This window comes from Tenacibaculum sp. 190524A02b, from assembly GCF_964036645.1.
In the GTDB taxonomy this organism is placed as follows: Bacteria; Bacteroidota; Bacteroidia; order Flavobacteriales; family Flavobacteriaceae; genus Polaribacter; species Polaribacter vairaonense.
In genome coordinates this window covers 3,875,564-3,888,102 of sequence record NZ_OZ038525.1, presented here as the reverse complement: position 1 = coordinate 3,888,102, position 12,539 = coordinate 3,875,564, and the positions used below count along the sequence as shown (strand labels likewise).

Sequence of the window (12,539 nt, the reverse complement as noted above, 5' to 3'; positions counted from 1 at the left end):
AAAAGGTTAAAATAAGCTTGGTTTGCTGTGTTTATGCAGGTACAACGTCTGCTAAAATAACTTGTAAAGTACCACCTCTACCAGGTCTTTGTACATTACAAATTCTTTCTTTTTGCGCTGGTCCTTCTGGTAAAACAGGACAAGGCTTGTCCCCAACTAAACGAATACAATCTGTACAGTTTACTGGAAATACACCTGGATTACCCGAATTTTCTTGTAATCCTTTATTGTAAATACTATCAATAGGTGTGTTGTTTGGTCCGTAGTACCAACCTTCATCTTTACCAACTTTCATTTGAATATAGCTATTCACCCCATTTACACAACTAATATCAAAAGCTTCATCACATCCATCGTTCGGATTTAACGTAAATTCGGCAATACTAGTTCCTTGTGCACCATGATGAAAATCTGCCCCCTCTACTGGACATTGTGGTTCTATATAGAAACAAATGTTTCCACTAAAGCAATCGCCATTTGAGTCAAATTCTTGCGTGCTATTTGCCGCTAAGGTAAATTTTCCCATTAAAGCATTTACTTCAGTTAAAAATGAAAAATCGGCAACTTTTGCAGGACTAGGGCAGCACTTATTAGCAGCATTAGCAGCGGCAAACGTTACAAATACATCAACAGCTTCTTTAGTTTGGTTAGTTACAGATAGTGTAGTGTAGGTTTTGCTAGACATAGTATACGTTATTTAAGGTTATAAAAAAGTATGTGTACCAAATTTCCTTTTTATTTTATCAGAAAATGATAAAAAAACCATGAGCGTAGTATATCGTGTTATGAGTGAAAAAATGTTTGATTTGTTTTTTCTAATAAAGACTTCTCTTATTCGTATTTTTTATACGTGAGAACGTAAATCATTGTATAGTAAATGAGCCTTTGATAAGATAATTTCAAATAGCAATACTTGCCTATATATAAGAAAACGAGTAAGTTTGCCCCGTTTTAAATTAAAAATTAAATTATGAAAACAAAAATCAAAATTGCTATTATTGCAATGATAGGTATTTCTTTTAATGTTAAAGGTCAAATAGACTCAAATAATGATTTAAAAATAGAGTACAAGCATAAAATTTATAGTGGAGCTTCTAATCTTTTTAAATTTGAAATGATTCCATTTGGTATTAGTGGTCATACTCAATTTAAAAATTATTATGCAACAGGTAATTATAAGTTTTATGTATCTAACGGAACTCATGGAAGTAGTGACTTACTTGGATTGTTAATTAAAGAAAATGGTAATGTTGGAATTGGAACAGAAAATCCTTCTGCTGGACTTGAAGTTTTTAAAGGGAATACAAATAACCTAGCCTTATTACTAAAATCTTCAGGGGCTGGATGGGGATCAGGACTTCAACTACATAATACTTCGTCTAACAATAGATTTGGCATCTATTCAGGTAGCGATGGAAAATGGCACTTCACACATGAAGGTTTTGGAGATAGAATGACCATTAATTCTAATGGAAATATAGGCATTGGAAGTACTAATCCAGATGCAAAACTAAGAGTAGAAGGAAGTAAATCTTTAGCTAGATTTAAAACTGAAGATGATGGTTTTTTTGAAATACAAGCCACTAGATCCACCCCGCAAAGCGCTGGTACTAGTTTAAAATTATCCTCACAGAATCATATTATTTTAGATCCTAATGCTTTTGGAACATCAGGGAATGTTGGAATTGGAACTGAAAGTCCTAATAGCTCGCTAACTGTTGAAGGTAAAACTAATAAAAGCTTAATGGAGCTTAAAATTAAAAATGAGAGTAGTACTTGGAAAGACCAAGTTAAAGTTATTGGAGATTTAAACACTCCGTATGGACTTGCTTTTATTGGTAACGGACATCATAGAGGTGGTTTATATGCTAAAAACTTAGCTACTGGAGGAGACGGAGAAGTTACCTTATGGTCTAGAAATAATGGAAAAATAGTTTTAGATGGAAATGAGATAGAGGTAAAAGGAAATGTGGGTATTGGAACACCTACTCCATCTTCTAAATTAGAATTGATGACTGGGAATGATGGTATAAGCCTTGACGCAAATGACCACTGGATTGGTATAGGTTTTAATAGAAGTGTAAAAACTGGTCAAATATTTGACACAAATAAACCTGGGTGGCAATTTACAGCGAGAAGTGATCGATTTTCTCTAGAAGGATATAATGGTGCTTTTAGTAACTTACTAAATATTTTAAAAAATGGTAATGTTGGGATAGGAACTACAATCACAGACTCACATAAATTAGCTGTTGCAGGATCAATCGGAGCAAGAGAAATTAAAGTGCAAAAATTCCCTAACTGGTCTGATTTTGTATTTGAAAATGATTACTATTTACCTACACTGAAAGAGGTAGAAAACCACATTAATACCAAAGGGCATTTAAAAGATATCCCAAGTGCTAAAGAAGTAGCTAAGAACGGTTTCTATTTAGGTGAAATGGACGCTAAACTTTTACAAAAAATTGAAGAGTTAACCTTGTATACTATTGAACAGGAGAAACAATTAACTTCTCAAAATAAAGAAATACAACAATTAAAAGCACAAAACACTAAAATTGAGCAACTAGAAAAAGAGAACAAAGTATTAAAATCTTTATTAGAAAGAGTACAGAAATTAGAAGAAAAAGTAAATAAAAATTAAACTTTTTTAAATACTTACATGAATGCTCCGATACAAGTATCAGTAACATTCAATAATTTATTTTAGCTCCTTTTTTAAGGAGCTAATTTGCTTTTGAAACCCTTCTATTAAATACGGACTCTTATCATTCTTTTGTTCGGTTTTTAATGCCTTTTTATAATATTTTAATGCTTTCTTTTTATCGCCTTCTGTTAAATACGCTTCGGCTAAACTATCATAAACATTTGATGAACACGGATACAAAAGTGTATTCTTTTCAAAAACTGAAATCGCTTTGCTGTATTGTTTTTCTTCTAAAAAGTAATAACCTAACGTATTATAATCTTCCTCTGAAGGAATGAGTTGCTTACCATTCTTTTTAGACAACGTGTCAAAATAATCATAGAAATAATCAGGCTTTTTCTCTTCTTCAATTTTTGTCCATAAGTTCTCTGGTAAGTTTGCTTCCCAATTTTGATACAGAAAACCTAATCCTTTTCGTATTCCTATAAGAATGGATGAATTATGATCTTCTTCTAAAAATTGTTTCATCTTTAACTTTACTCCAGCATCTTTTTCTAAAAACGTACTTAATTCTTTTACACCTTTTTTCAATCCTTTGTTTTCATTTTCACCATAACCTAAAAACAACTGTTTATTTACTTGTTTTTGCTTTTCTATTTCTGACCAAACTGATTTTTTATGTATTCCCCAAATAGTAGGGCTAATAGCAATTCCATATTTTATTTTTTTATTTTTAAATAACGTATTCAATGTAAAAACGCCACCAAACGAATGTCCTATTAGTGTGTACATAACATTTGTTCTGTAGTTTTTTTCTATATAAGAAAGAAGTTCTTCGTTTACGAAATTAGAAAAATTCACATTTTTATCTTCTTTACCCTCAATCGATACTAACTCTTCATCTCTTTTTATCTGATGCACGCCAACTATGATTGATGGAGGATACACATCGTAATTATACTTAAATAAAGAAGTTACATAATCCGATAGTAGTTCGCCATCAAATACAATAATTACAGGGTAAGTTGCTTTTGAGCACTCATAACCATCAGGTAAACGAATATTTACTACTCTTTTCTCATTTAAATAACTGGAAGTAAGCTCCAACTCTTGACTAAAACAATTTGACATTGTTATTTTTATTACAAAAAGAAATAATACAACTACCAAGTAGCGGTATATGGGTTGTACGAGCATAAAGAAGTTTTTAGTTTTATTTCTTCTTCATTTTTAATTAATGAAGGGCATATATATCTATGTTCACAATCCTTACAAATTTCAACTTGATCTTTAGTAACATTCCAAAATCTATTAAAATCAGTTTGTGAAATAACGTCTTTAATCTGAACCTTATCTATATGACCATAGTTTTTATTAAATGAAGTGGCATTTTTTATATATCCTAATTTATCTATCACTACTTTCCTATTCAAGTAGTTATTATAATGAGTAGATTCACTAATAAACTGTAGACTTAAATTAAACGAATTGACATCAACTTTAAAGGTATTTTTATCTTCAATCCTCTTTGTAGAAGTTTTTAAAGCTGTCATACCATCGTTAGAAGCCTGTATTAGTTCATTTTTACTAGTATTTGTCAGCGTTAAAGTTCTAATTAAAGGACGTGAATTAATTAGTTTGGTTATATCTTTTATGTTCTCCTCAGATATTGGCATCAATACATCAATATTATTAAAGCCAAATATTTCTAACAAATCAAAAAACGTATTTAAAACTGCTATTGTTTGCTTTTTATAAAACTTAATTAACACATTCTTACAAGCTAGTTCTGACAACTCATGTAATGACTTTTGAAGATTGTAATCTCCTATATTTTCAATTTCAAGAACGGCATTGGTTATTTCTGAACTTGTTTCCCATTTTAAATCTATTTTTGGAAAATTATGACTTTGTTCAGTCAAAAAACCTAATTCATTCTCCATCAAAAAATCAAAATACTCTTTAATTACGAGGTCTGTGCTAGACGTTAATAGTTCTGGAGAATTATTTAAAACATTATATAAGTCATTTGGTATATAATACGATTCTCTTCGCTGTGTATCAATAATAATAGATCTTCTTGCTCCTTTCACTAGAATACAACAAGAGAAAAGATGAAATGTTTTTTTCATAGGTGTTTCATTTTATAAAAAATCTATCTCCTTATAATAGGGAGCTGGGCTAAATTTATTGGTTTGATAAATATCTGATTTTACATAAGTAACAATACCTTCATTACTTACTTCAAACTTATTTATCTCCATATATAGATAACTAACAGGAAAAACCTGTGCATTTTTTTTAATTGTTTCTTTCAAAATATACTAGTTTATCTGCAATAACTTTTTCTAAATTATAATTACAAGGAATTGAAGTCATAGAAAATTGTCCTACAGGGTTAATCTCTAAAAACACATACTCATTATTTGTATTATAAATTAAATCTATTGAACCACAGTTCAAATCCATTTTCTTCATAAGTTTATTAATGCTCTGCTCAACTTTTTCTGGTAAAATATAGGGTACACATCTATTAGGTTTTCTTTCATCATATTTTCTAAAATCTGTAACAGTATTCTCATTTTTTTGAGAAAAAATGGCCATACTATACATTTTTTCAAAAAAATAAAAAGTCCTAATTTCAAATTCTTTGTCTATTTTTTGCTGAAACTTAGATGGAAAAAAAGTATCAGGTACATTGTCTATATCTACCTCTTCAGTATATACACTATAAAACTGCTCATCATCTCCAAAATGGATAGATTCATCTATACCTTTGGTAATAACTGCTCCATATTCCTCTTTAAATTCTTTTAGTACTGATTTGGAGCTTGTAATTATAGTTTTGGGTATATCTAATCCACAATTTGCTGCCTCTTTTAGCATCCATAGTTTATTAGGAGTGGATGTAAAAAAACTATTAATACTATTTTTATCAGAAAGTAAAGTATATAAGTAGGTTGAAATACTTTTCTTTTCGTTCCATAAATCAGAGTTTAGTTCTCTTTTTGCTATAACCGATGCTGAAAACTCTTGCCAGTTAATTTGTTTTCCAAGATTAAAATAACCTCCTCTTCTATACCATACTCCTTTAATAGTATCAGTATCTATTTTTTGTCCTTTGTAATAAAGCACCGCACTATTAGTATCATTATTAATACATATATCTATATCAAAATTTTCATCAGTATTTATTCTAACAAAGTCAACTTTTTCTTTTATCAACCAATCTATTACATCACAGGTACTACTATCAGCCTGATCACTAAAAATCACTATCACTTTTACATTCTTATTTTATTAAAACCTTTTTCTTTACTACCTCTTTTTATATTTTTAGGTTAAAACAACATCCTTAAATGAAATAGCCAATAAAAGCTCGTAAACTTTTATTGGCCTTTCTATCTAACTTTACAGACGTTTAAAAAACTTCTGAATCTTCAAGATTCATTTTTATTTTCGGGTTTTCCTGAGAAGCTGCAGAATCCTTATCTTGAGCAGTTTCTTTTGTTTTAGTTCCTTTTGTTTTGGTTTGAGCAAAACCACCATATACTGATCTCATTTCCTTTTGATCAATAGTTTGGACTTTTCCAAAAAATTCACTTTTAATACTTTCCATAATTAAATTTTAAAAAATTAGTTAGTGTCTACTCTATTACAAGGCTTTTCGACTAACGCCTATTGTTGCAACAAATATTTTTGGTTTTTTTATGACAAAAAAGTGGAGAGAAATCCCACTCTACTAGTTAACAATTTTTCACGTTTTATACATGAAAAACATAATAACATCTACTAAAAAACTATTAACTGTTAATTTAATATCTCATTATTAAAGAACAACTAGGCGTCGTTTTATATCAACACCTAACCATTATGTCTTAAAATTTTTCACAAAAAAGAGGAAAAATCAATTTTTATATAACCTTTTTCTCTAATTACTTTGCCAAGTAATTTAATATTTCGAAGTAAAATTATAATTTTTTTTAATATTAAACAATTTGTAACTACTAAATTTAGATAAAAAATATACAGCCTTGAGAACAAACTAATAAGGTATTTTTAAAGAATATTTTATTATTTTACTATTTTTGATTACGGATATAATCTTCCTCATTATCATATACACAGCTATGTACAGTACAAAACACTATAAAATTGTTGATCGTTTTTTTCAGAAGTTAAATGCAACCGATCAGTTTTATTTTTTCAAAGGTAAAACCGTTAATCCTATCAAAATACTACGTCTTTCAGAAAGTTTTCCTTCGTTACAATTAAAGGAAGAAGATCTATTATTACTGTATTCGACAAAGAAAGATGGCAATCAGTTAGATTTTATCTTAACAACTAAAAGTATTCATACTCAAAACAATGTATTTCCTTTAGCCATAGCTTCATTAGACGATTCGGATTTTAAAGGCATATCAACCGAGCATACTTCATATATAAAAAGCTTATTAGAAGATTTACAATTACAAAAAAAACAAGAGAAGAAGAATCTTGATTATTTCACTAATAAGTTTAAAGACTTTGTAAATCAAAAAGAAAGTAATGATAAAACCTATGCAATTGATTATGAGTTTCTAGAAATTTTAAAAGAAGAAGGAGAAAAAATACAAGATCTTGTTGAGGATTTGAATCAAAACAACCATTTTTCTACTGTTATTAATACGATTGTTTCTAAGTCTGACGACGCTATAGAGTTTAAAGCAGAACATGTGGTTTTACAAGATATTATTAAAGTATATAACAAAACGTATGTTTTACACGATGCTACTAAGGAAGAAGCTACTTTAAAGGTAAAATTTTTATTAGCCTTTTTATTTGAAAAACTACAAGGAAATGATATTATTAGTAGCTTAACTATGGAACGAATTAACAAGTTTGTTACTTCTAATAGTTTTGATAAAAACATTGCCATTATTCAAAAAGCTTCTTTGTTTGATTTAGGGGAAGATTATAAAAATGAATTTTTACTTCCTATCATTCTGAAAAAACTCAATAATAAGCATTTTACCAATTCAGGTGCTTTTTTATACCGTATTGCTTCTTTAATAGCAAAAGCAGACGGGACTATTTCAGAAGATGAACAAAATGCGTTAAAAGCCATTAACAATGCTGTTCTACATCCTAAACAAAAACTACAAGGTGTAAAACAAACGGAAGTAAATGAAAATGAGACCTTACAGGATGTTTTGGACGAATTGCACGAGTTAATTGGTTTAGACAATATAAAAACGGCTGTTCAAGAGTTGGCAAATTTTTTAAAAGTGCAAAAACTCCGTGAAAAAGAAGGGTTAAAATCAGTAAACAATTCCTTGCACTCTGTTTTTATGGGACCTCCTGGAACGGGTAAAACTACCGTGGCTCGTTTGGTTTCAAAAATATACAAGCATTTGGACTATTTGGAGAAAGGGCATTTGGTAGAAACTGATAGAAGTGGAATGGTAGCAGGTTATGTGGGACAAACTGCTTTAAAGGTAGAAGAAATTGTAAACACTTCTTTAAATGGTGTTCTGTTTGTAGATGAAGCTTATGCTTTAGCCAAAGACAACAAACAGGATTTTGGTAACGAAGCTATTGAAGTACTGTTAAAAAAGATGGAAGATCACCGAAAAGAATTGGTGGTTATTGTAGCTGGATATCCTGATGAAATGAAAGCGTTTATCAATTCTAACCCAGGATTACAATCTCGTTTTAATCGTTATTTTACTTTTGATCATTACAAACCAAGTGAACTCATTGGTATTTTTGAGTTGTTTTGTAAAAAGAACGACTTTTTACTAACGGAAGATGCTAAGGAAAAACTTCATTTTATTTTTGATAAGTTTTATGAGCAAAAGGATAAAAACTTTGGAAATGCCCGTGTAGCTAGAAATTTATTTGAAAAAATTATAGAATATCAAGCCAACCGAATTGTAAGCATTACACCTATTACTGCGGAGGTTTTAAAAACCATTAGTGAAGAAGATATTCCACCAGTAAATCAAACCGTTGAAAAATATTTACAATTTCAAGAAAACGAAGAATAGATAATATGATGCATATTGAAAAAGTAATCTCGTATTACCAAAGTTGCTATAAACAAGAATTTAGAGATAATGATGTACTTAACTTTTTTGGAAGTAGTGTTTATAAACGATTTTTCTTTAAGAATAGTACCGCAATACTCCAAAATAATAATCACGAACTTAATTTTTCTTTAGGCGAAGAATTATATCGTTATTTAGAAATTCATAAAAAAGACAAAACGTTAATTACTTGTAGCTTTTTTATTACCGGAAAGCTTACTTTTTTAGGTAAAAAAAGAGCTATATGTGCACCGCTTATTGTAACTCCTGTTGAATTAAAATTAAACTCCAATGGTGTTTATTTTTTTGAATACAATTTTGCCGCCAATAGAGTTAATGAAGCTTTATTAAATACCATTAAACAGAATTTTAATTTAGATGATTCTTTTGTACTTGCTATAAAAGCTTTAGTAAATGAAAAGAGTTTAGAAAAAGAAGGGATTCAACACATAGCGAATACACTTGCAGAGTACATTTCTTTAAATACTCAAAAACTAGAGCTACTGCCTAACCTTACCACTAAAGAAGAGTTAAAAAAAGAGCAAAAAACAGCAGCTATACAAATTCATAACGCCATTACACTTGGTGTTATTGATAAAACCAAATCTAGCAGAAATGTGTTGTATGAAATTGATACTATTAAGGAACATCATTTGTATAATACTGCTTTAGAGGCTTTATTTTCTAGAAATAAAAACACCAATTACACCTCAGCGCTCTATAACGGTGAAGAAATTTATGTTCCTTCTAATTTAAGTGAAACTCAAAGTGCCATTATTCATGCCGCTAAATCTGAAGCACCTTTAAGTGTAGTAGTTGGTCCTCCAGGCACAGGAAAATCATATACCATTGCTTCTTTGGCCATTGATATGGTGTATAACAATAAAAGTGTATTAATTTGTTCAAAATCTGATCAAGCAGTAGATGTTGTGTATGAAAAAATCACCAATGATTTAGGTATAAAAGGCTTATCCGTACGTATAGGAAGTGGAAGAAGTTATAAAACCAGATTGAGAAAAAAGTTAGCATCAATTTTAAATTTTTCTTCTCGAAGAAATATTAACCAAGATACCATTGAATACACCAAAAGAGAACTCAAAAGAACGAATGAAAAAATTAAAGAAATTGAAGAAGAGATTACCCGAAGGGAAACTAAGGAAATAGAGAATGCTCAGTTGTTTTTAGATTATAATCCGTCTTTTTTTAAGCGAATAAAAAAGACTTATATTTCTAAAAAGATATTGAAAGAAGTTCCTTTTTGGCAGCTTATTGAGCTTTTAAACAATTACATTCAAAAAAGAAATGCTACCATTAAAAAAATAGTGATGGATAGTACTTCTTATAAAAATCAGCAAACCATTACCTACAATAGAGGTTTATTTAAAGATTTATTGGAATTAGCTAAATCTAACGATCCTGAAATTAGAAAAAAGTTATTTGAATCTATCAGCTTTAAATATTTGTTAGAGTGTTTACCTATTTGGATTTCTAAAAACACAGATGTTAGCACGGTACTGCCTTTAGAGAAGGATATTTTTGACGTGGTTATTATTGATGAAGCTTCCCAGTGTGATATTGCTACCATTATTCCTGTAATTGCAAGGGCAAAAAAAGTAATTGTTGTAGGAGATCCTAAACAACTAAAACATGTATCGTTTTTATCAGAAACTGCTATGGAAAATACGGCTACAGGTTTAGGTTTACTATATAACACTGATGTTTTAAATTATAGAAAACATAGTTTTTTAGATTATGTATTACAGCGTATAAACTCGCAAACAAACATGTTCTTTTTAGATGAACATTACAGAAGTGTGCCTAGTATTATAAAATATAGTAATGATAAGTTTTATGATAATAAACTAAAAGTAATGTCTAGTATTAACGTACATAACCAAGACGTTGCTGTTTATTGGTATGCTATTAATGGTACTAAAGATAAAAAAGGAACTAACTTACAAGAAGTTGAACAACTTTTACAAGATATATTACAAATTGTAGCTACTGAAAAAGAATTGCCTCAAAATGTAAGTACAAGCATTGGTATTTTATCACCATTTAGAGATCAGGTTACGTATTTACAAAAGAAGCTTGAAGAGTTTGATGTTATAGCGCTTAAAAAGCATAAAATTACGGTAGGTACTCCTTTTGATTTTCAAGGTGAAGAAAGAGATGAAATGTTTATTTCTTGGGTAATTGACAACAATACTACTCATAGTACTTTTCAGTATTTAAACAGGGAAGATGTATTTAACGTGGCTATTACCAGAGCTAAAAATAAACAGCATATTTATTATTCTTTTCTGCCTAAAAACTTTAGTAATACAAATTTGTTGATTGAATATTTTTCCGAATCCAAACAAGTAGATACACTTGAAAATCAATCTTATTTTATGGATGATTTTGCAAATGAAGTAGTACAAAAATTAAAAAGTTTAGGCATTGATAATCATAAAGTTCTACTTAATCATACTATAGCGGGTTATTTTTTTGATATTGTTACTTCCTATAATAACAAAACTGTATGTATTGACTTAATTGGGTATCCTGGTGAAATGGAAAAAACCTTTTCTATTCAGCAATATAAAACTTTGTTTAGAACACAAACTCCAATAATTTCTATACCTTACGCCTATTGGCTTTTGAATAAAAAGGCTTGCGTTGATTATATTTTAAAAAAACTAGGACATGATTACGGAACAAGAACTGTCTAAACAACTTAACAGAACTATAAAATCACCTATTCGTATTGCAACTCTTGCTGAAATAGGAATCAATACGAATACTTTTTTAAGTTATTTTCAGCCTTTGTTTGAAAATCTAACAGACGATTTGTATTTAGTAAAAGAAAATCAAATTGCATTTTTAAAATCTGTTTTTACAGAAGAACTAACTGCCATTCAAAAGATACATCAACCTTATTTTTATGGAGAAACAACTAGTGAAGCACTACAACCTTGGCTTAGTAGATTAACGCCACCACAACAGGAACTTTTCAAACTAAGTTCTACGGTTACTAGACAACGTAGCATTGCTACTTTTACTGTTGAAAAAAAGGGTGATGATTATACTATTGAAAGGATTACTGCTGATAGTTTTGCACAAAAAGTAGAAGACTTTAGAAGCTGGAAACGTGTTTTTACCCAAGCTACACCTGAGGCTGTAGAACATGATTTGTTTTATAGCTTATTACAAAAAGCTTTTGAATTGGTTATAGCCATTCATCCAAACATTCAAAAACTTAAAATTACTGCTCACTTTATGCGAACTATTACGCAGGGAGTAATAAAAGGTGAAAACTCTCCTGAAGGAATGCATGAAGATGGCGCACCTTATATAATTTCTGCCTTAGTGGTAAACCGAAAAAACATAACAGGTGGTGCTACTCAAATTTTTGAAAAATTGGAAGAGAATCAAGAGTTGATTTTTAATAAGGAATTAGCTCTGGGTGAGTTTGCTTTTCAAGCTGATACTGGTGAGGAAAAAACATTTGGTAATGATTTATGGCATTATGTAACGCCTATTCAACCTATTGACATTACTAAAAAAGGAATTAGAGATATTATTGGTTTTGATATTGAAATAATAGATTAGATTATTATGATTTAATCTCGTGTATTTTACTTAACTATTACTTCTTATAGTAATATAAAGACCACTCACCTAGAAATGCTTTCATTTAAACTTTTTTCAATTAATAAATAACAATCCTATTGTATCTTGCACGTGTAAACAGAGATTATTTTTAAATAACACATAAATAAGTACCCCCATATTTAGTATTTAAAACAAACCATGTCATAAAGATGTGGTTTTCTTTTTGA

The 12,539-nt window shown here is 29.6% G+C and carries 10 protein-coding genes; 4 read left to right on the top strand and 6 right to left on the bottom strand.

Annotated elements, in window-relative coordinates:
- Positions 1-31: 31 nt before the first annotated feature.
- Positions 32-685, bottom strand: coding sequence for a hypothetical protein (locus tag ABNT65_RS15510; protein ID WP_348705059.1), 654 nt, complete (start codon positions 683-685; stop codon positions 32-34).
- 285 nt (positions 686-970) lie between these two features.
- Between ABNT65_RS15510 and ABNT65_RS15505 the strand changes: the two genes are divergently transcribed.
- Positions 971-2,644 carry a hypothetical protein gene (locus ABNT65_RS15505; RefSeq protein ID WP_348746244.1) on the top strand — a complete coding sequence of 558 codons (1,674 nt, stop codon included), beginning with the start codon at positions 971-973 and terminating at the stop codon, positions 2,642-2,644.
- A gap of 57 nt (positions 2,645-2,701) precedes the next feature.
- Here the strand turns inward: ABNT65_RS15505 and ABNT65_RS15500 are convergent, their stop codons facing one another.
- The 5 genes from ABNT65_RS15500 to ABNT65_RS15480 form a co-directional block, all read right to left on the bottom strand.
- Positions 2,702-3,778, bottom strand: a complete 1,077-nt coding sequence (locus ABNT65_RS15500; protein WP_348746243.1) for an alpha/beta hydrolase — start codon at positions 3,776-3,778, stop codon at positions 2,702-2,704.
- Positions 3,779-3,810: 32 nt separating this feature from the next.
- The gene (gene gwsS / locus ABNT65_RS15495) at positions 3,811-4,779 is read right to left on the bottom strand and encodes a grasp-with-spasm system SPASM domain peptide maturase (RefSeq protein ID WP_348746242.1); all 969 of its coding nucleotides are present in this window, start codon (positions 4,777-4,779) and stop codon (positions 3,811-3,813) included.
- Positions 4,780-4,791: 12 nt separating this feature from the next.
- Positions 4,792-4,965 carry a hypothetical protein gene (locus ABNT65_RS15490; protein ID WP_348705047.1) on the bottom strand — a complete coding sequence of 58 codons (174 nt, stop codon included), beginning with the start codon at positions 4,963-4,965 and terminating at the stop codon, positions 4,792-4,794.
- Positions 4,949-5,929 carry a grasp-with-spasm system ATP-grasp peptide maturase gene (gene gwsG, locus ABNT65_RS15485; protein WP_348746241.1) on the bottom strand — a complete coding sequence of 327 codons (981 nt, stop codon included), beginning with the start codon at positions 5,927-5,929 and terminating at the stop codon, positions 4,949-4,951. The genes ABNT65_RS15490 and gwsG overlap by 17 nt, the downstream gene beginning before the upstream one ends.
- A 139-nt stretch (positions 5,930-6,068) precedes the next feature.
- Positions 6,069-6,266 carry a hypothetical protein gene (locus ABNT65_RS15480; protein ID WP_348705042.1) on the bottom strand — a complete coding sequence of 66 codons (198 nt, stop codon included), beginning with the start codon at positions 6,264-6,266 and terminating at the stop codon, positions 6,069-6,071.
- Positions 6,267-6,777: 511 nt separating this feature from the next.
- Between ABNT65_RS15480 and ABNT65_RS15475 the strand changes: the two genes are divergently transcribed.
- The 3 genes from ABNT65_RS15475 to ABNT65_RS15465 are packed head-to-tail and all read left to right on the top strand — an operon-like array spanning position 6,778 to position 12,309.
- On the top strand, positions 6,778-8,676 hold the full coding sequence (locus ABNT65_RS15475) for an AAA family ATPase (protein WP_348705039.1): 1,899 nt from the start codon (positions 6,778-6,780) through the stop codon (positions 8,674-8,676).
- Positions 8,677-8,681: 5 nt separating this feature from the next.
- Positions 8,682-11,429, top strand: coding sequence for an AAA domain-containing protein (locus tag ABNT65_RS15470; RefSeq protein ID WP_348705037.1), 2,748 nt, complete (start codon positions 8,682-8,684; stop codon positions 11,427-11,429).
- On the top strand, positions 11,404-12,309 hold the full coding sequence (locus tag ABNT65_RS15465) for a 2OG-Fe dioxygenase family protein (RefSeq protein ID WP_348705034.1): 906 nt from the start codon (positions 11,404-11,406) through the stop codon (positions 12,307-12,309). The genes ABNT65_RS15470 and ABNT65_RS15465 overlap by 26 nt, the downstream gene beginning before the upstream one ends.
- Positions 12,310-12,539: the final 230 nt, after the last annotated feature.